This window comes from Streptomyces monticola (assembly GCF_042665355.1).
GTDB lineage: Bacteria > Actinomycetota > Actinomycetes > Streptomycetales > Streptomycetaceae > Streptomyces > Streptomyces monticola.
The window spans coordinates 64,889-87,974 of the sequence record NZ_JBHTCF010000003.1 but is presented as its reverse complement, the minus strand read 5'-3'; the positions used below and the strand labels follow the sequence as shown (position 1 = coordinate 87,974).

Sequence of the window (23,086 nt, the reverse complement as noted above, 5' to 3'; positions counted from 1 at the left end):
TACAGCAGTTCTCAACGCCTTTTGGAGTCGCCCCGTGACCGTCCGCCGCGTCGTGCCCAACATCCAGTCGTCGGCCACGAAGGAGAGCCGCGCGTTCTACGACCTGCTCGGGTTCGAGGAGGCCATGAACCTCGGCTGGATCATCACGCTCGCCTCTCCGTCCACCCCGGGCGCGCAGATCAGCGTCATGACCGAGGACATGACGGGGCCGGTCGTCCCCGACATCAGCGTGGAAGTGGACGACGTGGACACGGTCTACACGGCCGTGCGGGACAGCGGCGCGGAGATCGTCCATCCCCTGCAGGACGAGGAGTGGGGAGTACGTCGCTTCTTCGTCCGCGACCCCAACGGCCGTGTGATCAACGTCTTGGGCCACCACTGACATGTCGGTGCCGTGCGGCGATCAGTAGCCGTAGATCATCCGGTAGGCGACCTCGGGAAGGAACTGGCCCGCCACGGAACCCGAGCCCACGCCGCAGTTCCCGTCGGACTCACCCGGTGTCTTCACCCACAGCAACATCTCGGCGCCGCCCCCGAGTCGGGATGGCGTGCCGATCTTCCTGCCCGCCGGGTTGCACCATTGCCCGTTGGATCCGTTGCCGTTGCGGCTGGTGTCGATCGTGTAGGGCTTGGTGTAGCCGTAGGCGGCCTTCAGCCTGGTGTTGATCGAGTCGCCGTAGGCGGTGTTCACGCCCGTCGTGTGGTAATTCGAGACGTTCAGCGAAAAGCCGTGGGCCCGGCTCGCACCGGCGTCGTTGAGATGCCGCGCCATCGTGTCGGCGCTGAGCCAGGCCGGGTTGCCGGCGTCCAAGTAGACCCAGGTGTTGGGAGCCTTCTGGTTGAACTGGGTGATGGCGTTGTTGAGCAGCGCGTTGCGTTCGGCGATCTGGGCCTGGGTCATACAGCTTGTGTCGCCGAGCGCGTCCGGCTCCAGGATGACGAGGGCGGGGCGGGCGCCGATGCCGTCGGCGAACGCGGCTATCCATGTGTTGTACGCACTGGGGGAACCGGCACCTCCACCGGAGTGCCCGCCGCAGATATCGCGGTTGGGGATGTTGTACGCGACCAGGACCGGAAGCTTGTCCACGGCGTCGGCGGAACCGACGAAGGCGCCGGTGGCTGTGCCTATGGTGCCGCTCCAGCTGCCGAACCAGCGGGCCATGGGCTTGTTGGCGATGTCGTCCTTGATGGCTGCGGCGCGCCCGTCGGAGGGATTGGCGGCGACCCAGGACGCGGGACTGGAACCGGGGTCGACATAGAACCCGCTGGTCATGGCCACGGGACTGTCGGCGTGGGCGACAGCCGGGGCTCCGAGCACCAGGGGAACTGCGAGCAGTAACGACAAGAGGGCACGGCGGTACCTGGGCATGGCGGACCTCGTCTCGGAGAGGGTGGGGGCAGACATGCGCCCGAGCCGGTCTAGCTGAAAGCGGCTCCGTTTGGGAGCGCTCCCAAATTGAAGCGGAATGCCGCGCGGTTGTGGGACATCGTGAAACCGGACCTCGAAGCTGTCAATACATGACGCGTGACTCGGAGTTCACAGCTTGTTGCCTTGAAGCGATGAAGGCTCAGTGGTCGGCTGTCGTGACCGCGGGTACGGGTTCTCGTTGAAAGAGCCGCAGCGACCGGCCCGCCGCGGCGGCACCATGAAACGAGCACAGCACCATGACCGCACAAGCCGCACAAGCCGCACAAGCCGCACCTCCGCAGCCGCGCAGCCTCGACGACGTTCCCGGCTGGTTCCACCCCGTCGACCAGGGGCTGTTCGCGGTGTTCCTCGAAGCCGCCGCGGCACAGCCGGGCGATGTCCTGGAGATGGGCTGCTATCTCGGCAAGTCGGCCATCGTCATGGGCCGCCATGTGTGCGCGGGCGAGGAGTTCACCGTGTGCGATCTCTTCGGTGACGAATCGTGCGGCCGCTACAGCCGGCGGGGCACTCACACGTACTACAGCAAGCGGCTGACCCGTGATGCGTTCGGCCAACTACCGTGCCTTTCACCGGCGTCCGCCCGCCATCGTGCAGGTCCGCACCACGGCCCTGGGTGATCTTCTCGAGCCGTCCTCGCACCGGTTCGTCCATATCGACGCTTCTCACATGTACGACGACGTGCGGGGCGATATCGACATCACGCGCCGGATCCTGCGCCCGGGCGGTGTCGTCGCGCTCGACGACTACCGCACCGAACGTGTGCCGGGTGTGGCCGCCGCCGTCCGGGAGGCGGTGTTCACCAAAGGGCTGCACCCCGTGTGCGTATCGGCGAACAATCTGTACGCCACCTGGGGAGCCGGTGACCCCTTGCGCGAGGCGGTCCGGCAGTGGGCCGATGGCCAGGAGGGCATGAAGGCCGTCAACGAGCGGATCGCCGGCGAGGTGATGGTGCGTGTCGCGGGTGGGCACACCGAACGCCGGTGCTTGGCACGGCAGTTGGCGCGCGAGCTGCTGCCCCGGCGCTCACCCATGCGCACAGCCGCCTGAGGCAACGTCGCTGAAGCGACGTCGGTGATGCAGTGCCGTTGATACAGAGAGGTTGGTGAAGAGAAGTTGATGCGGAGAAGTTGATGCAGCGACTCGGGTGGTCGTGCTCCCGTCACAGTTGCGCCGGGAGCACGAACAGCGCCCAAGTGGCGAGCGGTGCGACGACGGCCATCGACATGCCCCACTTCATCAGGGCGCCGAACACCCGGGGCCGTAGCTCCTCGGGGGCGTTGGCCGTGACCAGCGCGCCGCTGGTCGACAGTGGTGAGGAGTCCACCACGGACAAGGAGACGGCGAGAGCGATGATCAGACCCACCGCGGTCACCTGACCATCCATCAAGAACGGTACGGTCAGCGGGATCAGCGCCCCGAGGATGCCGGTCGTGGACGCGAACGCGGAGACCACGGCCCCGATCAGACAGATCAGCAGGGCACCCAGGAGCGGCGATCGGATGCTCGCGACGCTTTCGCCGAGCCAGTCGATCGTGCCCATGCGTTCCATGACACCGACGAAGGTGACGACTCCGCAGACGAGCAGCACGGTGGACCACGCGCACCGGTCGACGGCGCCTTTTGCCGTATCGGGGTCGACGAGCGTGAGCACGACGACCACGGCCGACCGCGCGGGGCGTATCACCCTCGACGGCCGGATCCACCGCGAACTGCCCCAGCTTGTCGCCGCGCACACCGAGGCCATCGCGGACGGGTTCCCCCGGCACTGGCGCCGCGCCGGCGGATACCGTCTGGACCGGCTCGCCCGCCCGGACGCGCCCTTCGACCTGGCGAAGTTCGTGGTCGGCTCCGAAGGCACCCTGGCCGTCACGACCAGGGCCCTCGTCGACCTCGTGCCGAAACCCGCCCGTACCGTCTTCGCCGTCGGCCACTTCACCTCGGTCGCCGGAGCCATCGAGGCCACGCAGGACGCGCTCGCCCTCGACCCGGCCGCCGTCGAGCTGATGGACCGTACGATCCTCGATCTGTCCCGGCAGAAAATCGAGTACGCCGCGCTGTCCACGGTCCTCGAAGGCGACCCCGACGCCCTCCTGTTCGTGTCGTTCACCGGCGATGACCAACGCGAACTCAGCGGCCGGTTCGAGCAGTTGGCTGCCCTGTGGCGGCGGCACGGACACGGCTACCACACTCTCAAGGCCGTCACCCCCGCCGACCGGGCCGCACTCCTCAAGGTCCGCAATTCGAGCCTCGGCCTGCCGATGGCGGCGAGCGAGGGCACCAAGCGGCCGCTCGCGTTCATCGAGGACACCGCCGTGGACCCGGCCCAGCTGCCCGCGTACACAGGGAAGTTGAAGAAAGTGCTCGACCGGCACGGCCTCACGGCGGGCTTCTACGGGCACTGCTCGGTGGGCTGTCTGCACATCCGCCCCTTCCTCGACGTCACCGACCCCGCGCAACGCGCGACGATGCGCGAAGTCGCCGACCCCGCGCAACGCGCGACGATGCGCGAAGTCGCCGGCGAGATCAAGGACCTGGTCGCGGAGTTCGGCGGCGCCAACTCCAGCGAGCACGGCGACGGACTGGCCCGCAGCGAGTTCAACCGGGAACTCTTCGGCGACGAGCTCTACGACGCCATGCGACGCGTGAAGGGCCTCTTCGACCCGGAGAACCGCCTCAACCCCGGCAAGATCGTCGACGCGCCCGCCATGACCGACCACCTGCGCGACGCGGCGCTGCCGCCCGCGCCCGGACTGCGGACCCGCCTTGACTTCCAGGTGGCTGATCCACCACCTCACCGCGACCACACCCCCGGACGCCCCCGTCACCGGCTGCGAACCCTCCTGCCTGATGACCCTGCGCGACGAACACCGTGCCCTCCTCCCGCACGACCCGGCCGGCCGGTCCGTCACCGACCGGGTCAGGCAGCTGGAGGAACTCCTCACCGAAGCCATCGACGAGCAACGCCTGCGACTGCGCCCCGACTCCTGGCTCAACGGCCGCACCCTGCTCTTCCACGGCCACTGCCACCAGAAGGCGGAGGTCGGCACCGCGGCGACGGTCGCGCTCCTTCGCCGGATCCCCGGCGTGGAGGTCGTCGAGCTGGACGCGGGGTGCTGCGGCATGGCGGGCTCGTTCGGCTTCGAGTCGGAGCACTACGACGTATCGATGACGGTGGGCGAGGACCGCCTCTTCCCCGCCGTACGAGCGGCCCCCGGCGACACCGTCGTCGTCGCCACCGGCGCCTCCTGCCGCCAGCAGATCCAGCACGGGACCGCCCGGTCCGCGTGGCATCCGGTGCGGCCGGTGCGCGAGGCGCTGCACTCCGCCTGAGGAGCGCAGGAGCAGCGGGGCCGCCAAGCAGCCTTGAGGAAGTCCGGTGGCCTTGGTCGTGCCCCAAAGGGGCGTGGGGAACTGCGCGACCAGCCACGACGCACCCGCAGATGACGCACCGGACTTCCCGCGGAGCGCTCACCCGTCGGCCAGTGGAAGCGCCGGGAACGTGTGGTTCTCCCAGAGCAGCCGGGAGGTCTCCTCCGGGTACGGGATGACAGCGGGCCGGGTACCGAGAGTGTCGAAGAGGCGGACGAGCCGCCGCTCGGTGTCGTACGCGGGCCAGCCGGGGTCACCGTGAGCGGCGAACGCCGTCCACGCGGTGCGGATCTGCGCGGACAGCGCCTCCGCCTCCGACGAATCTGCCTCGCCGATCAGCAGGGCGGGCTGCCCGCTGCCCAGGGTGCCGAAGACGAGCGGCACGTCGAGACCGTGGCAGGCGCCGAGGACGCCGCCCATCCCTGGGGCGGGCCAGGCCAGTTCGTAGACATGGGCCCGGCCGCCGCCGGCGAGCTGCGCCAGCGCGAGATGGAGGGACGGCATCCGGAACAGCCAGTCGGCATGGACCAGTTCGTACAGCTCCTCCGGGCTCGCGGCCGGGAAGGCGTCGCGGTAGCGCCGTTCGCCGTCCGGGCCGGGAGCGAGGGCGCGCAGCGCGGTCGTCGTCTGCTCCTGTGTCACCTGGCCGAGCAGACCGTCGATCAGGCTGAAGAGGCGGTGCTCGTCACGGGTGTGACCGACGAGGAGCCCGATGTCCCGGCCCGCCCCTGCGGCCAGCGCCTGCCAAGGGGTGACCGGCAGGACATCGCCGTCGACGACGGGGGAGAACGGGATCGGCCGATGCGTGATCCGGCCCCAACGTCCCTGCCACCGGCTCATGTTCGCGGCGACCGCGTCCCCGGCGGCCGGCAGCCGGGACGGGGCCACGGTGGACAAGTCGGCGACTGTGGGCCGTAGGTGCACCTCGCGGGCGCAGGCGGTGGCGATGTCGGCGGCCAGCTCGGGGGAGAAGAACGTACCCTGCACGCTCTGCGTGACGGCCCGGCGGAAGAGCCCCGCCGCCCGTGGCATGGCCGTCAGGGCGGCGACCGATCCGGCGCCCGCCGACTGGCCGAAGACCGTGACGTTGTCCGGGTCGCCGCCGAACGCCCGGATGTTGTCGCGCACCCACTGCAGAGCGGCGACCTGGTCGAGCAGGCCGCGGTTCGCGGGGGCACCTTCGATCTGCGCGAAACCCTCCACGCCGAGGCGGTAGTTGAACGTTACGAGGACCACGCGGTGCCCGGCCAGGCGGCCGCCGTCGTACTCCGGGAGGCCGGACATGCCGAAGACGTAGGCGCCACCGCAGATCCACACCAGCACGGGAAGCCCCGCTCCAGGGCCTGGCTCGGGCGACCAGACGTTGACCGTCAGCCAGTCGTCACCCGCCGCATCCCGCGCCAGCGTGTCCATGCCGAACGCGGCGGACTGCGGCGGCGGCGGTCCGTACGCCACCGCGGGCCGCACTCCGTCCCAGGCGTCCACCGGTCGCGGCGCCGCGAAACGCAGCGCACCGACCGGCGGCCCGGCGAACGGGATCCCCCGGAAGACCGCCCGCTCCGACTCCCAGCCGCCGCGCACGATCCCGGCCGCGGTACGGACTTCCGGCCCTGGCGAGCCTGCCTCGGTGACGGTCACCACAGCTTCCCCCTGGACGCATGACGGGACACCGCGCATCCTCCCGCCGCCCCCGGAAGCCGGGCCAACCCTTTTCCGGGCCACGGTCGGCATCCGGCCACGGTCGGCATCCGGCCACGGTCGGCATCCGGCCGCGCCGACATCCCGCCCAGGGCCGCCCCCGGGACGGCCGCATCCCGCCAGGGCCGGTCCCGGGACGGCCCGGATCCTGCCAAGGCCGGCCTCCGGCCACGGGCCCATGGGCCACGCCATGCGGCCCGCCGTAGGGACGTAGGTCCTTCGTATCGGGACCAAAGCGCGAAAGCCGATCTTGAAAGGCGTGTTGGGATCGGTGCTCCGCCCTTGTCCCCTCCCGAAGACGAGCCGCAGTTGAACAGCAGCGCCCCCACTCCGTCCACCGCGCCGTCGGCGGACACCGGCGACCACCGCAGGACCCGAAGCCGCGGCAGGTCCCGTCGCCGGGGTCTGTCACCGGCCGACCTGAGGGTGCCCGAGCGGATGGCCGTGGTGGTCCTCGTCCCGCTGATCGCCGCGCTCGTCCTCGCCGGTCTGCGCATCCACGACTCGTGGGCGACGGCGGGCCGCTACGGCGACATCCGCGGGATCGCCGACGCCAGCCGTTCCGCCTCGCACTTCACCCGCGCCCTCGCCGCCGAACGCGATCTGACGACCGACCCGCGCATGCGGGCCGCCGAGGGCGAGGACAAGCTCAGCCAGGCCCGCGCCACCACCGACACCCGCGCCGACGAGTTCCAGGAGCGGCTCGCCGCCCTGCCCGAGGGCACGGGCATGGACCGCCACCGCAGCGCCATCAAGGAGTCGCTCGGCGCCCTGCCCACTCTGCGTGCCGCCGCCGACAAGGGCGCCCCCGACCCGGAGATCGAAAAGGGCTACGGCGCACTGCTCGTCTCCGTCAGCGGTGTGCACAACCAGGTCGGCGGCATCGGCGAGAACGCCCAGTCCGCGGGCTGGACGCTGTACTCCATCGGCCTCAACAGCATGATGCTGACCAGCCAGCGCTCGATCATCGCCGGCGCCGAGAAGGCCGGCAAGGTGGATGCCGCGCAGCTCGGCGACATCGTGGCCTCACAGCTCGTACGCGACATCACCGGCAACGAGTTCTCGCTCTTCGCCGACGACGCCGAACGCACCCGCTACGAGAAGATCGCCGCCTCACCCCAGGCGCAGACCGTGCACAAGACCGTCGCGGCCCTGCAGGAGAACGGCGGCCAGAACCTCGCCAAGTCCCTGCCCAAGGGCTGGTACGGGGCCATGACCCAGGTCAGCGAGGAACTCGCCGCGGTACAGGACGCGGTCGAGCACCGGGTCATCAGCACCGCGGAGCACCAGCGCGACGAGGCCCGCGAGCAGATGTGGATCGACGCCGCGATCGCCGCCGCCATCCTCTTCGCCGCGGCCACCCTCGCCTACCTCACCTCGCGCCGCCTGGTGCGCGGCCTGCGCTCGCTGCGCTCCGCCGCCACCACCGTCGCGGACGAGCATCTGCCCGAGGTCACCCGGCATCTCACGCAGGGCACCGCGCTCCCCGCCGAGCTGGAGGGCCGGGTGCTCGGCGTCCGCTCGCGCGAGGAGATCGGCGACGTGGCGCGGGCGTTCGACCGCGTGTACCTGGAGGCGGTACGCCTCGGCCGCGCCCAGGCCGAGCTGCGCGAGGACGTCAACGCCATCTTCCGCAACCTCTCGCGCCGCAACCAGAACCTGGTCCAGCGCCAGCTGGCGCTGCTCACCCGGCTCGAATCGGACGAGCCCGACCCCCAGCAGCTGTCCCGCCTCTTCCATCTGGACCATCTCTCCACCCGCATCCGGCGCAACAGCGAGAACCTCCTCGTCCTCGCGGGCGCGGAGATCGGCAACCACCGCTCCGCGCCCCTGGACGCGCTCGCCCTGGTGCGCACGGCGGCATCCGAGATCGAGCAGTACGAACGGGTCGTGCACCGCTCGTTGCCCGATATCGCCGTCGCCGGCTACGCCGCCAACGACCTGGTGCACCTGACCGCCGAACTCCTCGACAACGCCGTGTCGTTCTCCAGTCCCGACACCCAGGTCACCGTGAGCGGCCAGCGGGTGCCCGACGGGCGCTTCCTCCTGGAGATCCGTGACCTCGGCATCGGCATGAACGAGGACCAGCTGCGCGCCGCGGACGACGTACTGCGGGCCGCCGACGGCACCGGTGTCGACGTCTCGGAGACCATGGGGCTCTACGTGGTCGGCACCCTGGCCCGCAAGCACGGCGTCGAGGTCCGCCTCCACCCCAACGCACCCTCGGGCCTGGTGGCCGCGGTCATCGTTCCGGCGGAGCTGCTCGCCGCACCCGAGCCGCGTCCGACGGCCGTCGCCGGCGCCACTGCCGTCGCCGGTGCCACTGCGGTGGTCGGCGATGACGGGCGGCACGCGAGGCGGGGACTGGCCGGACCGGCCCCGGCCGGACTGCCGCGCGGCGCCGAGGAGCCCGAGCCGTCACCCTCCCTTTCGCAGCAGCACCCGCAGCAGCACCTGGAGCCGCAGCCGGTGACGCAGCCGCACCAGCAGCCCCAGCCGCAGCCGGAGACGCTGCCACACCGGCAGCCGGAGCCGCAGGTACAGGTGCAGCCGCAGGCACAGCCGCAGTCAACTCCCCTCACCCACTCGGGACTTCCCGTCCGTACCCCGAAGGCCCGCAGTGGCCGGGTGGCGCAGTGGCCCGAGGGCGAGGCGCCCGCCAAGGAGTACGCCGGCGCTCCCGCGGGCCGGCCGAGCCCCGAGGAACTGCGCGAGCGCCTCAGCGGACTGCACGCGGGCATCGCCCACGCCTCGGGCCACGGCCACGGCCACGGTCGCGGCGACGGCGCCGCCTCGGGCTCCGGCTCCGGCTCCGGCTCCGGCGGTACGCAGGAGGAGAGCGCCCATGCATGAGCAGTACGCCCTGCCCCCGGCCGCGCCCGCCGCCCTGCCCCAGTCCGGCCGCGCCGTCGGTGAGTTCCGCTGGCTGCTGCAGCGCTTCCTGGACCAGACGCCCGGTCTGCTCGACGTGGCCGTGGTCTCGGCGGACGGGGTGCTCCTGGCCAGAGCGGCTCTGCCCGAGGCCCTCGCACCCGAGCTGACCTCGCCGATCGCCAGCGGCGTCGCGGCCCTCGCGTACACCGGCTCCGAACTGCTCGGCTCGACTCCCGTCCAGCGCACGGTCATCGAGATGCAGCACTGCGTCCTCATCGTCATGGCGGTGGGCGACGGATCCCTGCTCGCCGTGTCCGCCGACGCCGCCGTGGACCGGGCCGTACTCGGCTACGAAATGACGCGCCTGGTACGCCGCGTGGGCCAGGTCCTCACTCCCGCGCTGCGCACCACCCTGCGCGGCCAGGCCGACCGCACCACCGCCGGGACGGCTCCCGGGCTTCCCGCCGGATGAGCCCGATGCACTCCACGCCCCCCGCATCCCGGCACGGTGCGACCGCTGCGCCCGCGCACGGCGCCACCGCCGCCGCGGACGCCGTGCCGCTCGGTCCGCGCCCGTACACCCTGACCGGCGGCCGCACCGAAGGGCATGTCGCCCTGGCCGTCGAGGCCCTGGTCACCACGGCCGCCGGGCGCCCCGCGCACAGTGCCGCGCTGGCGCCCGAACACCATCTGATCCTGCACCGGTGCGCGGCGCCGGCCTCGGTGGCCGAGATCTCGGCGGCCCTGCGCGTGCCGCTCGGCGTGGCCCGGGTCCTCGTCTCCGACCTGGCCGTGCAGGGCCTGGTCGACGTCAACAACCCCGTGCCCGGGCAGCCCGGCACGGCACTTCTGGAAAGGGTCCTCGGTGGCCTCCGCCGTCTCTAGCGCCCCCGCCCGCAACGACTCCACGACCTCGGCGAAGATCGTCGTGGCAGGGGGCTTCGGGGTGGGCAAGACCACCCTGATCGGGGCGATATCCGAGATCACACCGCTGCGCACGGAGGCCGTGCTCACCTCCGCGTCCGAGGGCGTGGACGACCTGGCGCAGATCCCGGGCAAGCGCACCACCACGGTCGCCATGGACTTCGGGCGCATCGGCCTGGAAGGTGGCGGCCTGATCCTCTATCTCTTCGGTACGCCGGGCCAGGACCGTTTCTGGTTCATGTGGGACGACCTCGTACGCGGGGCACTCGGCGCCGTCGTCCTCGTCGACACCCGCCGGCTCGCCGACTCGTTCCCCGCCGTGGACTACTTCGAGAACAAGGGGCTGCCGTTCGTCGTGGCCCTCAACGCCTTCGACGGCCGCCAGGCCTACGAGGCCGCCGAGGTCCGCGAGGCGCTGCAGCTCGCTCCTCATGTGCCCGTCGTCACGGTGGACGCGCGCACGCGGCCCGGCGTGCAGGACACGCTGATCACCCTCGTCGAACACGCCCTGACCCGCTACTGCGAGGCCTGAGCGCCACCCCGGCCGCACCGGCCCGCCGTATCAACACCCCCGAGAAATCCGGAGGTTGCCCCGTGCTCTCTGTACCCCACCGGTCCGCGTCCCCTTCGACTTCCGCCGCGCGTCCCGTCGAGACGGCCACCCGCCTCGTCACCGACTTCTGCGCCCGTACCCCCGGAGCCGCCTTCGCCGTACTGCACTCGACGGAGGGACTCGTCCTGTCCGCGTCGGACGGAGTGCGCACCGACGACGCGGAGCGGCTGGCCGCACTCGCCGCCGGCCTCGGCGCCCTGACGCGCAGCGCGGCCGAGGCGTACGGCGGCGGCTGGGTGAACGCCACGACCGTCGACATGGGCCGCCACCACCTGTGCCTGATCCCGGTCGACGCGCGCGCGAGCCTGGTGTTCCTCGCGAACGAGCGGGGCGAGCCCGCACACGTCATGTACGAAGCGGCGCGCACCGCCCACGAATTGGCCCGACTCCTCGACGGCCCGGGGCAGGGCGACCTGTGCCGCCTGTTCCTCGGCACGTACTGAGTAACGTACGACTACGGGCGGGCGCATGATCCGTAGCGCGCGGCTAATGGCGTCTTAAGGCCGCCTTAGCAGGGTTCTCCGGGCTGGTACACGGCCCCGCCGGATCACTACGTTGACCGGCATGCCCCACCACGACACGAAGACCGGCACCCCAGCCGTACCCGCCACGTCCAGCCACCGGAAGAAGCGCAACCGGCTCGCTCTCACCGCGGCCGCCGCCGCCGTCGCGGCAGCCGGCTCCGCCGTCCTCATGTCCGCGGCGAGCGCGGAACGCGCAGGCGACGCCCCCGGGGCGGCCGCACCCACCGGCGGGGGAGAGGAGATCTGGCGGGGTGAACCCGAGCGTGGCACCGACGTGTTCGCGGGTCTCGACTGCGTACGGCCGGGAAAGGTCACCGCGCAGGACGACGCGTTTCTCTTCGACCGGCCCGCGGGCGTCAAACGCTGCGAGGCGCGCAGCGTCGCCGCCGACGGTGGCGACGACGAGGGCCGCCCCGAACTCGGCTACGGCTTCCACGAGGGCAGGACGTACCACCTGCACTGGAAGGTGAAGACCGACACCGCTGACGCGGGCACGGTCTTCCAGTGGAAGTCGCACCCCAACGCCCAGCAGAACTACCCGGTGCTGCTGAAGGTCGAGGACGGCCGGCTCAAGTTGTTCAAGGTGGCGCCGGGGGAGCAGTGGAACCTGGCGTGGAGCGCCCCGATGCCCGAGAACCAGTACAAGACCGTCGACCTGACCCTCACGACCGCACGCTCCGCCGACAAGGGCCGGGTCGCCCTGTCCGTCGACGGCACGCAGGTGGCCGCCTTCCCCTGGCGCACCTGGGACAGCCTCAACCGCCCCCAGTGGGGCACCTACGGCGCCGAGGTACAGGACAAGGCGGCGCGCGTGTGGCTCACGGATCTGCGCATCACGGAGAAGTAGCGCTGCCGCAGACGCCGCCAGGGGCCGGTTCGGACGCCGCCCGAAGCCGTCGCCCGGTGCTGCCTACCGGCCCTGACCAGGCACGGGTGGAACGATGGGGCGGCCGTCCCGCGGGCGGTTCCGGTTCCCCGAGCACCTCCAGGAGTCATGCAGTTGAGCGTCACCGTCCCCGCCCCGGGCTCCGTCTCCATCTGTCTGTTCACCGCCGATCTGAGGCTGCACGACAACCCGGTGCTGCACGCCGCACTGCGCTCCGGCGCCCAGGTGGTCCCGCTGTTCGTCCGGGACGACGGCGTCCGGGCGGCCGGGTTCGATGTGCCCAACCGGCGTGCGTTCCTCGCCGACTGTCTGGCCGACCTCGACGCCGGCCTTCGCGAACGCGGCGGCCGGCTCGTGCTGCGCTCCGGCGATGTGGTGGCCGAGGTCTGCTCGGTGGCCGCCGCGACCGGGGCCCGTGCGGTGCATCTGGCCGCGGGCGTCAGCGCGTACGCACGGCGACGGGAGGAGCGGCTGCGGACCGCGCTCGCCGCCGCCGGATGCGCGCTGGAAGTGCATGACGCGGTGGTCACCGTCGTGCCGCCCGGGGCCCAAGTGCCGCAGAAGAGCGATCACTTCGCGGTCTTCGCACCGTACTTCCGGCGCTGGCAGGACACGGGCGTACGGGAGGTGCTGCGCGCCCCGCGGGCCGTGTCCGTGCCCGAGGGCCTCGGCTCCGACGCCCTTCCCGACCGCCGGAAGACGGCGGGACTCTCGCCGGGCCTCGCGACGGGCGGTGAGCGCGAGGGCCGGCGCCGCCTCACCTCCTGGCTGCGCGGCGGCCTGGACGCCTACGAGGACGACGCCTCCGCGTTGGCGGGCGACGCCACCTCACGGCTTTCCCCGCATCTGCACTTCGGCACGCTGTCCGCGACGGAACTGTGCCACCGGGCCCGTGCGCACCCGGGCCCCGGCGGCGACGCCTTCGTGCGCCAGCTGGCCTGGCGGGACTTCCACCACCAGGTACTCGCCGCCCGCCCGCGGACGGCGAGCGCCGACTACCGCCCCCGCCACGACCGCTGGCGCCGCGACGAGAAGGAGGCACAGGCCTGGCGGGAGGGACGCACCGGCTATCCGGTGATCGACGCGGCGATGCGCCAGCTGGCGCACGAGGGCTGGATGCACGGGCGGGCCCGGATGCTGGCCGCGAGTTTCCTCTCCAAGACGCTCTATCTGGACTGGCGGATCGGCGCCCGGCACTTCCTCGATCTGCTGGTCGACGGAGACGTGGCCAACAACCAGCTCAACTGGCAGTGGGTGGCGGGCACCGGAACCGACACCCGCCCCAACCGGGTTCTCAACCCCGTCCTGCAGGGCAAGCGGCACGACCCGCAGGGCGCGTACGTACGCAGGTGGCTGCCCGAACTCGCCGGTCTTGGGGGATCCGCGGTCCACGAACCGTGGAAGCTCCCCGGCCCGGAGCGGGCCCGCTACGACTATCCGGACCCGCTCATCGAACTGCCCGACGCCGCTGCCCGGTTCAAACAGGCCCGCGGCCTCGCGTGACGGCTCGGGAGCGGCCCCGCACGGTCCCGCACTGCTCCGCTCTAGTCCGCGATATCGACATGCATGTTGAACTTCACCCCGCCGATTTTCACCAGGAGATCGCCCTGCACCTTGCGGGTGTCGAGGGTGTCGCCCTTGTTGCCCTTGCCCACGAGGGCCTTGTTCTGCGGAGGGAAGCTGTGGAAGCCGGTGAAGACGCTGTCGTCGTCGGCGAGCAGCGCCGCCTTGGCCCACTGCCTGCGCAGCTCGTTGTACGGCTCGGGGTCCATGGGCTTGCCGCCCAGGCCCAGATTGACCCGCTGCCCGGCGACGTACGCGTCGGCGCACTGCTGAAGGATGCTCTGGGTCAGCGACCCCTTGAACTCCTTGTCGGCGTCGAGTAACGCGAGGACACCGCTGGGATCGTCCTCGACTCTCTGCCGGCGCGCCTTTCTGGCGGCGGCCCGGCCGATCTCCTCCTGGTCGGAGTCGATGGTTTTGTGGGCCTGTTCGTACCCGTATTCCTTGTCCTGGGCGATCCGCAGCGTCGCGGCCCACTGGGACGGACTGATCCACTCCGGATCGAAGCCGATGGCCTCGCAGTACTCGTTGAGGTCGGCCTCGGCCTCTTCTTCGCTCTTGGCACAGGTGGACTTGGGCATCCGAACCCCCCTGATTCGAGCCGGCGGTGCCGCCGGGCCCATAACGTCCCATCCGCCACCGCCTCTGTCATCCGCGTACGACTGATCTACGCCCGCGCCTACGCCGGGAACTCGCCCGCGCCTACGCCGACAAGAGGTCCGCATACGAACACGAGGGCTGTGAGCGCCGCGTCGCCCTCACGCCGTCCAAGGCCGCAGCTTCTCGGGGTTGCGTACCGCCCAGAAGTGTCTGATCCGGTCGCCCGCGATATCGAACGCGATCACCGCCGTGGTGGTGCCGTCCAGCTGGAGCACCAGACCGGGCTGACCGTTGACCGTGCGCTCCAGGAGTGCCAGGTCCGGTGCCTGCCCGATGAGAGTGACCAGGTAGTGCGCGATCTGCTCGCCGCCCGCGATGGGGGGCGAGGCGCTGACCAGGCCGCCGCCGTCGGCGATACCTGTCGCGTCGGGGTCGAGGAGGCCGATGAGGGCGTCGATGTCCTTGGCCTCCCAGGCCTGTTTGAAGTGCCGGACGACGTCCGCGCGTTGGGCCGCCGGAGTCACGGGCGCGTCCGAGGCGCGCATCCGGCGGCGAGCCGATGACGCCAGCTGCCGGCATGCGGCGGGGGTCCGGCCGACGACCCCGGCCACTTCGGCGAACGAGTAGCGGAAGACATCGTGGAGGATGAACGCGACGCGCTCGGCCGGGGTCATGGACTCCAGCACGACGAGGAATGCCATGTTGACCGACTCGTCGAGAGTGACACGGTCGGCCGGGTCGGCCGTCATACCGCCGGACCGTCCGCCGGCCCACTCCGCTTGTGCAGGCAGCGGCTCCGGGATCCATTCGCCCACGTAACTCTCGCGCCGGGCCCGCGCCGAGCGGAGCAGGTCCAGGCAGATCCGGCCGGCGACCCGCGTCAGCCAGCCGCCGGGGGATGTAATGGCCTCACGCTGCTCGGGCGACATGGCGTACCAGCGGACGTAGGCCTCCTGCACGACGTCCTCGGCGTCGGCGAGGGAGCCGAGGAGCCGGTATGCGAGATTGATCAGCTGACGCCGCTCGCTCATGATCGCGCCCAGGGCTGGATCGAGCCTGCCGTCCACGTGCTCGGATGGGCTTTCCATGGTGTCGCCGCTCCCTTGGCCGCCGGCCGTGTCCGCCGGATCTCCCGTACCGGATCTCCCGTACCGGATCTCCCGTACCGGATCTGCCGTACCGGACCTTCCGTGACTGCTGTCACCAGTACGACGACACAGCCCCGCGGAATGTGACGTCGGCGCCCCGCCTCACATTTCTGAGCGCTGTCTCGTCGAACTGCCGGGACACAAACGATCCCGCGGACACCCGCCCCGCCAACGGGGCGCGTGCCCGCCGAGCGCACAAGGAGCACAGCATGGACGCGCGATTCGACTTCCACGGCAACCCGGTCGGGGCCGGGGCCCTCAAGCACATCGTCTCGGCGAGCAGGGTCATCAGGGACTCGCCGCTGCCGGCCACCACGCAGGAGCTGGTGGCGCTCCGCGTCAGCCAGATCAACGGCTGCGGATTCTGCGTCGACATGCACACCAAGGACGCCACGCACGCCGGGGAGAGCGCCCAGCGTCTCCACCTGGTCGCGGTCTGGCGGGAGGCCAAGGTCTTCACCGACGCCGAGCGGGCAGCCCTGGAGCTGGCGGAGGAGGGCACTCGGATCGCCGACGCGGCCGGTGGCGTCTCCGACGAGGTCTGGGCGAACGCGGCCAAGCACTACGACGAGGACCAGCTCGCCGCGCTGGTGTCGGTCATCGCCCTCCTCAACGCACTCAACCGCGTGAACGTCCTCGTCCAGCAGCCCGCGGGCGACTACAAGCCCGGCCAGTTCGGGTGACCGCGGCGCGATGGACGAAGGAAAGGACAAACGAAGGAAAGGGCATCCGAATGGTGACGCGAGTGCGCGTCCTGACCTTGAACGTATGGAACACGCGCGGTCCCGCCGCGGCCCGGCTCGCAGTGATCAACGCCGGGCTGCGGCGCCTTGAGCCGGATCTCGTCGCCTTCCAGGAAGTCCTGCCGGAGCAGCTGCCCGAGCTGACCGCGGGGACCGGCCTGCACGGCACCCACCAGTCACAGACGGCCGCGACGGCACCGCCGCACGCGGAGCGGTACGGCGGGACCGCGATCGCGACGCGATGGCCGCACCGCATCGTCGAAGTCCTCGACCAGCGCGCCATGGACGCCCCCGACCTCCCGTGGCTCACGCTGGCCGCACGGGTGTCGCTGCCCGGTCTCGGCGACGTACTCTTCCTTGCGCCCACGACGTCGTTCCGGCTCGACATGGAAGCGCAACGGGAGCGTCAGGTAAGGGCGTTGAGCGATCTTGACGCCCGGCACCGCACGGACCTGCCCACGGTCATGGCCGGTGATTTCAACGCGGCACCCGACTCTGCCGGTATCCGGTATCTCACCGGTCGGCAGTCGCTGTCGGGGCGCAGTACACACTTCCACGACGTATGGGAGGTCGCCGGGACAGGTCCCGGGTACACCTGGTGCGCCGACAATCCCAACGCCACCGAGGACATTGACTACTTGGTCCGCCAGCCCGGCTATCATCGGCGGTTCGACTACATCTTCGTCGGCTCACCGCATGCCCATCCCCGTGCCTTCGCCCGCGTCCGCCGCGCCGGACTCGCCTTCGACAAGCCGGTCGACGGCGTCTGGGCGAGCGACCACTACGGTGTCGTCGCCGATTTGGAGGTGGGGCTGCTCAGTACCGGGTAGCAGTGTGCGGGGGGCGGCCTCATAGGGTCGGGTCATGGTGACAGAATTCAGCGACGCGTTTCTCCTGGAGGCCGAACGGCACGCGGCTTGGGGCGCGGCCCAACTCGACTCCCTGACCGGGTTCCTGCCCGAAGGGCCGTGGACCGCCGACCTGCCGTCCTGCCTGTACCGGCAGGGAGAACTCGAGCTGCGCGTGGCCGTGCTCGGCACCTACGACATGGACGAGCAGTCCTGGATGTGGGGCTGGGCGAACCCGGGGCTGCAGGGCAGCGAAGTGGTCGCCCTGTCCGCCGCGGTCGAGCGGTACGGACGCTCGCACGGCATCGCCGAACTGACCGAGGGGGCGCTGCGGCTCTCCGGCTTCGAAGACCCGCGGCGTGCGGCGGAGATGCTCGCCTTCACCGGGATGGGGGTGGTCGATGCCCCCGGGTACATAGGGGTCCCCGCGGGACCGGCGACGCAGGTCTACTTCCTGCCCGACGACCCGCGGGTGCCGCGCTCCGGCCTCGATCCGGTCGCGCTGCCCCGGACGCTGCTCACCGGCGCGGGCCTGATCGGCCGCTCGGCGCGGCACGCGGTCGCCGGGTACTTCGACCACCACGGCGTGCCCCATCGCGTCGAGGGCGACCGGATCGTCGCCGATCTGCCGTACGGCAACACGGTCGAGGTGGCCTTCGACGCCGCCGGCCGGATCGCGAACGTGTCGGGCACGGCACGCCCCTGACAGCGAACTCCTCAGCCCCTCAGCCCTTCCCGGCTTCTCGGCGGGTGGCGTCGAGGAAGTCCAGGACCAGAGGTGAGGCGATGGCGCGGAACTCCTCGAAGTAGGCGTGCCGCGCACCCGGGATGAGATGCAGCCGGGCGCCGGGGATGCGCTCGGCGAGCAGCGGCGCGTTCGCTGCGGGATTGAGCAGGTCGTCGCTGCCGTGCAGCACCAGAGTGGGGGCCTGGACCCTGGGCAGCGCGTCCCAGGCGTCGTGCCCGTTGCTCGCGGTGAGATGGCCGCGCCGGGCATGAGGCAGCATGGCCGGATCGCCCACCGTGTTGTACGGGCCGGGGTGTCCGGCCAGCCAGGCGGGGGTGTACATCAGCTCGAGCAGCGCCTGGCGGACCTTGGCGGGCTCGGCCTGCGCCAGCGAGCGGCGTACGGCGTCGCTGCGCTCGACGCCGTGCCGGCCACCGGGTGAGGTGCAGCCGAGCACCAGCGCACGGACCCGCTCCGGATGGTGGGCGGCGAGTTCCTGTGCGACCCGCCCTCCCATCGACGTTCCGTACACATCCGCTCGTTCGATGCCGAGGCCGTCGAGTACGCAGACGACGTCCCGGGCGAACCGGCCCACGCTGTACGGGGTTTGTGGAGCGTCACTGTCACCCGTGCCGCGGTAGTCGAGCGTGATGGTCGTGTGGTCCGCGTGGAAGTCGTCGCGGACCTCGTCCCACCAGTGGTGGTTGTTGGCCTGCCCGGAGAGCAGCACCAGCGGGCTCCCGGCCCCTTGAACCTGACAGGCGATCCGGACCCCGTCCGGGGTCATGACGTACGGCATGCCGCCCATCCTTCCCGACGCTCCCGGCCCGAGCCGGGCAGGGGCGGGGGAAACGGAGGGCCCGCCATGGCAGGGCCCTCCGTCGAGGGCACGCCCCTCAGGCCGCGGGCGTGAAGCGATACGTGCCCGAGCCCACGGCGAAGACGGCACAACCCTCCTCCGCACGAAGGTACTTGGCGCCCGCGTCGCGCCCTGTGCGCTGCGGCGACCGCGTGGGAACCCACACTTCGGCGGTGGTGTTGGGCGGCACGGTCACGGTCAGACGCATGCCGTCCCCCTCCTGGCGCCAGTCCGTGGCGATGGGGCCGTGCACCGAGTCGAAGCGGGTCTTCGCCCGGGTCACACCGCCGCCCGGACGGGGCCGTACGAGGATCTTCTTGAAGCCGGGCGCGGCCGGGGCGATGCCCCCGATGTGGGCGTACATCCACTCGCCGACGGAGCCGTAGGCATAGTGGTTGAAGGAGTTCATGGCGGCGTCCTGGAAGGAGCCGTCCGGCTTGATGGAGTCCCAGCGCTCCCACATGGTGGTCGCCCCGCGGTCGATCTGGTAGCCCCAGCTGGGGAAGGTGCGCTGCATCAGGAGGCGGTAGGCGACATCGGTGTGCCCCGCCTCGGTCAGCATGGGCAGCAGCCGGGGCGTCCCCAGGAACCCGGTCGACAGATGCCACTCGCGGGACCGGACGAGCTCCACGAGCCGGTCGGCGGCGGGCCCGTGGTCCGCTTCGGTGAGCAGGTCCATGGACAGGGCCAGTACGTACGCCGTCTGCGTATCGCCCTTCACCCGGCCCCCGTTGGTGACGTACGCGGCACGGAAGGCGTCCCGCACGCTGTGGAACAGCTTCCGGTACGGCTCCGGATCCTTGCCGAGCGCCTCGGCGGTCCGCGCCACGAGATCGGCGCTGTGCGCGAAGTAGGCGGTTCCGATGGCGTCCTTGGGCGTCTCGTCCTGGACGTTGAGCCAGTCCCCGTACCCCTCGGCGGGCCGCAGGTAACCGCTGCTGTGCGCCTCCAGGTAGTCGAGCCACTTGAGCATCGCGGGCCAGGACTGCTCCAGGACCTGCCGGTCGCCGTACGCCTGGTACAGCGCCCACGGCACGGTCACCCCGGCATCGCCCCAGCCGGCGACGCCCTTGCCGACCGAGCCGATGAACGGCGCCACGTCGGTGAAGGCGCCGTCCTCGCCCTGACCGTCGCGCAGGTCGTACAGCCACTTGGTGAGGAACCGCGCCGACTCCATGGTGTAGGCGGCCGTCGGCGCGAACACATTGATGTCGCCTCGATGCCGCGATCGGGCTGCTGTCCGAGCGCCCCGACGCGGGCATGGCGGCCATCGCCGCCGCGGCCGGTGTGACCCGCCAGACCGTCTACGCCCATTTCGGCACCCGCGACGCACTGGTGGAGGCCGTGGCCGACCGCGTCACCGAAGAGGTGATGGCGGCGATGGACGCGGCCGAAGTCGAGGACGGGCCTGCCCTCGACGCGCTCCTGCGGCTTCGGGAGATCGGCTGGCGGCTCTTCGAGCGGCACCCCGTGCTGCTCCAGCTCGGTGCGGCCGCCGCCCCCGCCGCCGCACATGCCGAAGCCGACCGTGCCCGCCATGAGCCCGTCATGGACCGGCTGACCAGGCTGATCGAGAAGGGGCAGGCCGCGAGGGAGTTCGACCCCACCGCGCCCGCCGCCTGGCTGGTCGCGGCAGTGACCGCCCTGGGGGCATGCCGCCGGTGACGAGGCCGGAGCGGGCCGCTTGAGCGTGGACGAGGCGGCCGCCCAGCTGCGCTCGGCGACGCTCCGCCTGCTCAAGGCGTAGCGGGGTTGCCGCCGTTCGTCGCACAGCGGCGTACCGCACAGTCGCCTACCGTGCCGCCGAGCCCCTGGGCACCGCGCCCTTTGGGGGAGCGCGGCGAACCGCACCGCGCTTCCCCACAGCCGCCTGGACAGGGGTAGGGCAATCCTCAGGAACTCGTGGCGCAGGGCGGTCCTCAGGAGCTGGTGAGGATGACGAGTCGCTGCGTCGCCCGGGTCATCGCGACGTAGCGGTCGACCGCTCCCTCGATGCCCTCGCCGAAGGTCTCCGGGTCGACGAGGACGACCAGGTCGAATTCGAGGCCCTTCGACAGCTCCGGGGTCAGCGACCGTACGCGCGGCCGCGCCCGGAACCTGTCCTCCGCCATGTCGCCGTCACCGGCGCCGATGACGCAGGCGATCCCTTCGGCATGCGCGTCGAGCCAGGTGTCGAGGACCGAGTCGAGGTCCGCGAGGGAGCCGTGGACGACGGGAACGCCGTTGCTGCGCACGGAGGTCGGCACGTTGGCGTCGGGGAGCGCGGCCCTGATGACCGGCTCGGCTTCCGTCATCACCTCTTCCGGTGTCCGGTAGTTGATGCTCAGGGACGCCATGCTCACCCGGTCGAGACCGACCCGCCCGAGGCGCTCCTGCCACGACTCCGTGAATCCGTGCCTGGCCTGGGCGCGGTCACCGACGATGGTGAAGCTCCGGGACGGGCAGCGGAGCAGCAGCATCTGCCACTCGGCGTCGGTCAGTTCCTGCGCCTCGTCCACGACGACATGCGCGAACGGTCCCGCGAGCAGATCCGGATCGGCGCTCGGCAGTCCGGCCTCGTCGATGAGGCTGTCCTGCAGGTCCCGCCCGTGCAGCATCGTCACCGCGCCTTCGCCGTCGTCGTCGGCCTGGAGGATGCTCTCGATGACGCCCGCCATGCGCTCACGTTCGGCGGCGACGGCGGCCGCGTGCCGGCGCTTGCGCCGTGCCGCCGCCGGGTCGCCGAGGCGCTGCCGCGCGGCGTCCAGGAGCGGCAGATCGGACACCGTCCAGGCGTGGGCGTCCTCGCGCTGCAGCGCCCGCACCTCGTCGGGGCTCAGCCAGGGAGCGCACTTGCGCAGATAGGCGGGTACCGACCACAGGTCCCCGACGAGGTCGGTCGCCTCGAGCAGCGGCCACGCGCGGTTGAGGGCCGTGAGCAACTCCCTGTTCTGCAGCAGTGACTTGCGGAGCAGGGCGGGCGGGGCGTCGCCGTCGTGCTTGTCCATGAGGATCGTGAGCAGCTCCTCCAGGACCTGCTCTCGCGCTTCGTTGTGCGAGGTGCCCGGGTCCGGTGCGTCGAACGCCTCGGCCCAGTCGTCGGCGCTCAGCCAGATGTCGTTCCAGTGGGTCGTGACCGTCATGCCCTTGGCGGGCGGCTCCTCGTAGAACCTGACGGCGGGCTCGATGGCCTTCACGAGGTGTGCGGACGACTTCAGGCGGGCCACGTCCGGGTCGGTCTCGGGCGCCGCCGTGGCCCCCTCGGTGACGAGGTCCCGCAGGGTGCAGGTCTGCACACCCTCCTCTCCGAGGCTGGGGAGTACGTCGGCGACGTAGGCCAGATAGGGCCGGTGCGGACCGACGAACAGCACGCCGCCCCTGCGGTGGCCGAGACGGGGGTCGGAGTACAGGAGGTGCGCGGAGCGGTGCAGCGCGACGACGGTCTTGCCCGTACCGGGGCCGCCGTCGACGACGAGAGCGCCGCGCGAGCCCGCGCGGATGATGGCGTCCTGGTCGGCCTGGATGGTGCCGAGCACATCGCGCATCCGGGACGACCGGTTGCTGCCGAGGCTGGCGATGAAGGCGGACTGGTCGTCGAGCGCGGCATGGCCCTCGAAGCCGTCCGCGGTGAACACCTCGTCCCAGTAGTCGCTGATCAGGCCGTGGGTCCAGCGGTATCTGCGGCGGCTCGCCAGGCCCATCGGCCTGGCGTGGGTGGCGGCGAAGAACGGCTCGGCCGCGGGGGAGCGCCAGTCGACGAGGAGCCGGCGGCCCGAGCTGTCGGTGAGGCCGAGCCGTCCGATGTACACGGGCTCGGGGTCGTCATCGCCGACGATGTGCCCGAGGCACAGATCAAGGCCGAAGCGGCGCAGGGCGCGCAGACGGGCGGTCAGCCGGTGGACTTCCGTGTCCCGGTCCATGGCCTCCCGGCCTTTGCCGCCGGGCGCCTTGAGTTCGGCGTCGAGGGCGGCGGACAGCTCGGCGATGGTCTGTTCCAGGCTTTCGGCGATCGCCGCGAAGTGCTTTTCGTCGGCGGCGATCAGGGCCGGGTCCGCCTTGGCGGACAGGTGCTCGGGAAGGTTGAAGGCGCTGGTGTTCAGGGGGCTCACGGCAGCAGCTCCGATCTGAGGTCGCGTGGGGAAGGGGTGCGGCAATGCGCCTGGACCGGCGTGATGAACCTGGTGGCCATGACGGGCGACGCTCCGCTCGGCGTCGGCCCCGTCACCGTTGTCGGTCGAGGTCACCAGGGTGTGCTGGTTCGTGTGTTCAGTATCCCGGCTCGATGATCTTGTGCGGTTCCCG

22 protein-coding genes and 2 pseudogenes are annotated in these 23,086 nt (G+C 71.3%); 16 read left to right on the top strand and 8 right to left on the bottom strand.

Annotated features, from left to right (window positions below):
- The first annotated feature begins 34 nt into the window (after positions 1–34).
- On the top strand, positions 35–382 hold the full coding sequence (locus ACFQVC_RS08790) for a VOC family protein (RefSeq protein ID WP_381828547.1): 348 nt from the start codon (positions 35–37) through the stop codon (positions 380–382).
- 21 nt (positions 383–403) lie between these two features.
- On the opposite strand, the gene ACFQVC_RS08785 is transcribed toward ACFQVC_RS08790, so the two are convergent.
- Positions 404–1,369, bottom strand: a complete 966-nt coding sequence (locus ACFQVC_RS08785) for a glycoside hydrolase family 6 protein (protein ID WP_381828544.1) — start codon at positions 1,367–1,369, stop codon at positions 404–406.
- A 296-nt stretch (positions 1,370–1,665) separates the two neighbouring features.
- Between ACFQVC_RS08785 and ACFQVC_RS08780 the strand changes: the two genes are divergently transcribed.
- The gene (locus ACFQVC_RS08780) at positions 1,666–2,046 is read left to right on the top strand and encodes a hypothetical protein (RefSeq protein WP_381828541.1); all 381 of its coding nucleotides are present in this window, start codon (positions 1,666–1,668) and stop codon (positions 2,044–2,046) included.
- On the top strand, positions 1,970–2,476 hold the full coding sequence (locus tag ACFQVC_RS08775; RefSeq protein WP_381828538.1) for a class I SAM-dependent methyltransferase: 507 nt from the start codon (positions 1,970–1,972) through the stop codon (positions 2,474–2,476). Before ACFQVC_RS08780 ends, ACFQVC_RS08775 begins: the two co-directional genes overlap by 77 nt.
- A gap of 112 nt (positions 2,477–2,588) precedes the next feature.
- Here the strand turns inward: ACFQVC_RS08775 and ACFQVC_RS08770 are convergent, their stop codons facing one another.
- Positions 2,589–3,113: an SLC13 family permease gene (locus ACFQVC_RS08770; RefSeq protein ID WP_381828535.1), complete on the bottom strand. Its 525-nt coding sequence runs from the start codon at positions 3,111–3,113 to the stop codon at positions 2,589–2,591.
- Here ACFQVC_RS08770 and ACFQVC_RS08765 point away from each other — a divergent pair.
- Both ACFQVC_RS08765 and ACFQVC_RS08760 read left to right on the top strand, forming a co-directional pair.
- Positions 3,019–4,059, top strand: a pseudogene (locus ACFQVC_RS08765) (FAD-binding oxidoreductase); the annotation flags it as partial. The gene ACFQVC_RS08770 and the pseudogene ACFQVC_RS08765 overlap by 95 nt on opposite strands.
- Before the next feature lie 133 nt (positions 4,060–4,192).
- The gene (locus ACFQVC_RS08760) at positions 4,193–4,759 is read left to right on the top strand and encodes a heterodisulfide reductase-related iron-sulfur binding cluster (protein WP_381828532.1); all 567 of its coding nucleotides are present in this window, start codon (positions 4,193–4,195) and stop codon (positions 4,757–4,759) included.
- A 138-nt stretch (positions 4,760–4,897) separates the two neighbouring features.
- Here the strand turns inward: ACFQVC_RS08760 and ACFQVC_RS08755 are convergent, their stop codons facing one another.
- Positions 4,898–6,436 carry a carboxylesterase/lipase family protein gene (locus tag ACFQVC_RS08755; protein WP_381828529.1) on the bottom strand — a complete coding sequence of 513 codons (1,539 nt, stop codon included), beginning with the start codon at positions 6,434–6,436 and terminating at the stop codon, positions 4,898–4,900.
- A 342-nt stretch (positions 6,437–6,778) separates the two neighbouring features.
- Here ACFQVC_RS08755 and ACFQVC_RS08750 point away from each other — a divergent pair, with 342 nt between their 5' ends.
- The 7 genes from ACFQVC_RS08750 to ACFQVC_RS08720 all read left to right on the top strand — a co-directional run bounded on the left by ACFQVC_RS08750 (position 6,779) and on the right by ACFQVC_RS08720 (position 13,820).
- Entirely contained in the window at positions 6,779–9,349 is a 2,571-nt protein-coding gene (locus tag ACFQVC_RS08750) for a sensor histidine kinase (protein WP_381828526.1), read from the top strand.
- Positions 9,342–9,842, top strand: a complete 501-nt coding sequence (locus ACFQVC_RS08745) for a roadblock/LC7 domain-containing protein (protein ID WP_381828523.1) — start codon at positions 9,342–9,344, stop codon at positions 9,840–9,842. The genes ACFQVC_RS08750 and ACFQVC_RS08745 overlap by 8 nt, the downstream gene beginning before the upstream one ends.
- Positions 9,843–9,847: 5 nt before the next feature.
- Positions 9,848–10,255 (top strand): DUF742 domain-containing protein, encoded by a 408-nt coding sequence (locus ACFQVC_RS08740; protein WP_381828520.1) that lies wholly within the window; start codon positions 9,848–9,850, stop codon positions 10,253–10,255.
- Positions 10,236–10,826, top strand: a complete 591-nt coding sequence (locus ACFQVC_RS08735; protein WP_381828517.1) for a GTP-binding protein — start codon at positions 10,236–10,238, stop codon at positions 10,824–10,826. The genes ACFQVC_RS08740 and ACFQVC_RS08735 overlap by 20 nt, the downstream gene beginning before the upstream one ends.
- 62 nt (positions 10,827–10,888) lie before the next feature.
- Complete coding sequence (locus ACFQVC_RS08730) at positions 10,889–11,350, top strand: roadblock/LC7 domain-containing protein (RefSeq protein ID WP_381828514.1); 462 nt, start codon at positions 10,889–10,891, stop codon at positions 11,348–11,350.
- Between the two features lie 121 nt (positions 11,351–11,471).
- A complete protein-coding gene (locus ACFQVC_RS08725) occupies positions 11,472–12,278 on the top strand; it encodes a hypothetical protein (protein ID WP_381828511.1) in 807 nt (268 codons plus the stop codon).
- Between the two features lie 153 nt (positions 12,279–12,431).
- A complete protein-coding gene (locus ACFQVC_RS08720; protein ID WP_381828508.1) occupies positions 12,432–13,820 on the top strand; it encodes a cryptochrome/photolyase family protein in 1,389 nt (462 codons plus the stop codon).
- 41 nt (positions 13,821–13,861) lie between these two features.
- Here ACFQVC_RS08720 and ACFQVC_RS08715 read toward each other — a convergent pair whose 3' ends face one another.
- The gene (locus tag ACFQVC_RS08715; protein WP_381828505.1) at positions 13,862–14,461 is read right to left on the bottom strand and encodes a hypothetical protein; all 600 of its coding nucleotides are present in this window, start codon (positions 14,459–14,461) and stop codon (positions 13,862–13,864) included.
- 177 nt (positions 14,462–14,638) lie between these two features.
- Positions 14,639–15,568 carry an RNA polymerase sigma factor SigJ gene (sigJ, locus tag ACFQVC_RS08710; protein WP_381828502.1) on the bottom strand — a complete coding sequence of 310 codons (930 nt, stop codon included), beginning with the start codon at positions 15,566–15,568 and terminating at the stop codon, positions 14,639–14,641.
- A gap of 269 nt (positions 15,569–15,837) precedes the next feature.
- Here sigJ and ACFQVC_RS08705 point away from each other — a divergent pair, with 269 nt between their 5' ends.
- Genes ACFQVC_RS08705 through ACFQVC_RS08695 form a run of 3 tightly spaced genes read left to right on the top strand, consistent with a single transcriptional unit; the run spans position 15,838 to position 17,925 of the window.
- Entirely contained in the window at positions 15,838–16,311 is a 474-nt protein-coding gene (locus ACFQVC_RS08705; protein ID WP_381828499.1) for a carboxymuconolactone decarboxylase family protein, read from the top strand.
- Positions 16,312–16,361: 50 nt separating this feature from the next.
- A complete protein-coding gene (locus ACFQVC_RS08700) occupies positions 16,362–17,201 on the top strand; it encodes an endonuclease/exonuclease/phosphatase family protein (protein ID WP_381828497.1) in 840 nt (279 codons plus the stop codon).
- A gap of 34 nt (positions 17,202–17,235) precedes the next feature.
- On the top strand, positions 17,236–17,925 hold the full coding sequence (locus tag ACFQVC_RS08695) for a DUF6882 domain-containing protein (protein WP_381828495.1): 690 nt from the start codon (positions 17,236–17,238) through the stop codon (positions 17,923–17,925).
- A 19-nt stretch (positions 17,926–17,944) separates the two neighbouring features.
- On the opposite strand, the gene ACFQVC_RS08690 is transcribed toward ACFQVC_RS08695, so the two are convergent.
- Both ACFQVC_RS08690 and ACFQVC_RS08685 read right to left on the bottom strand, forming a co-directional pair.
- Positions 17,945–18,745, bottom strand: a complete 801-nt coding sequence (locus ACFQVC_RS08690) for an alpha/beta fold hydrolase (RefSeq protein ID WP_381828492.1) — start codon at positions 18,743–18,745, stop codon at positions 17,945–17,947.
- Positions 18,746–18,842: 97 nt separating this feature from the next.
- Positions 18,843–20,021 (bottom strand): annotated as a pseudogene (locus tag ACFQVC_RS08685) (alpha-L-rhamnosidase-related protein); the annotation flags it as partial.
- 44 nt (positions 20,022–20,065) lie between these two features.
- On the opposite strand from ACFQVC_RS08685, the gene ACFQVC_RS08680 reads away from it, so the two are divergent.
- Positions 20,066–20,470, top strand: coding sequence for a TetR/AcrR family transcriptional regulator (locus ACFQVC_RS08680; RefSeq protein WP_381828489.1), 405 nt, complete (start codon positions 20,066–20,068; stop codon positions 20,468–20,470).
- A 254-nt stretch (positions 20,471–20,724) separates the two neighbouring features.
- Here the strand turns inward: ACFQVC_RS08680 and helR are convergent, their stop codons facing one another.
- Positions 20,725–22,893, bottom strand: coding sequence for an RNA polymerase recycling motor ATPase HelR (gene helR / locus ACFQVC_RS08675; RefSeq protein ID WP_381828487.1), 2,169 nt, complete (start codon positions 22,891–22,893; stop codon positions 20,725–20,727).
- Positions 22,894–23,086: the final 193 nt, after the last annotated feature.

What these genes read in the sequence shown, in the direction of transcription:
- ACFQVC_RS08785 (WP_381828544.1), bottom strand. Translation starts at nt 1,369, where the DNA reads ATGCCCAGGTACCGCCGTGCCCTCTTGTCGTTACTGCTCGCAGTTCCC.
- ACFQVC_RS08780 (WP_381828541.1), top strand. Translation starts at nt 1,666, where the DNA reads ATGACCGCACAAGCCGCACAAGCCGCACAAGCCGCACCTCCGCAGCCG.
- ACFQVC_RS08775 (WP_381828538.1), top strand. Translation starts at nt 1,970, where the DNA reads ATGCGTTCGGCCAACTACCGTGCCTTTCACCGGCGTCCGCCCGCCATC.
- ACFQVC_RS08745 (WP_381828523.1), top strand. Translation starts at nt 9,342, where the DNA reads ATGCATGAGCAGTACGCCCTGCCCCCGGCCGCGCCCGCCGCCCTGCCC.
- ACFQVC_RS08740 (WP_381828520.1), top strand. Translation starts at nt 9,848, where the DNA reads ATGCACTCCACGCCCCCCGCATCCCGGCACGGTGCGACCGCTGCGCCC.
- ACFQVC_RS08725 (WP_381828511.1), top strand. Translation starts at nt 11,472, where the DNA reads ATGCCCCACCACGACACGAAGACCGGCACCCCAGCCGTACCCGCCACG.
- ACFQVC_RS08715 (WP_381828505.1), bottom strand. Translation starts at nt 14,461, where the DNA reads ATGCCCAAGTCCACCTGTGCCAAGAGCGAAGAAGAGGCCGAGGCCGAC.
- sigJ (WP_381828502.1), bottom strand. Translation starts at nt 15,568, where the DNA reads ATGGAAAGCCCATCCGAGCACGTGGACGGCAGGCTCGATCCAGCCCTG.
- ACFQVC_RS08705 (WP_381828499.1), top strand. Translation starts at nt 15,838, where the DNA reads ATGGACGCGCGATTCGACTTCCACGGCAACCCGGTCGGGGCCGGGGCC.
- ACFQVC_RS08700 (WP_381828497.1), top strand. Translation starts at nt 16,362, where the DNA reads ATGGTGACGCGAGTGCGCGTCCTGACCTTGAACGTATGGAACACGCGC.
- ACFQVC_RS08695 (WP_381828495.1), top strand. Translation starts at nt 17,236, where the DNA reads ATGGTGACAGAATTCAGCGACGCGTTTCTCCTGGAGGCCGAACGGCAC.
- ACFQVC_RS08690 (WP_381828492.1), bottom strand. Translation starts at nt 18,745, where the DNA reads ATGCCGTACGTCATGACCCCGGACGGGGTCCGGATCGCCTGTCAGGTT.
- ACFQVC_RS08680 (WP_381828489.1), top strand. Translation starts at nt 20,066, where the DNA reads ATGGCGGCCATCGCCGCCGCGGCCGGTGTGACCCGCCAGACCGTCTAC.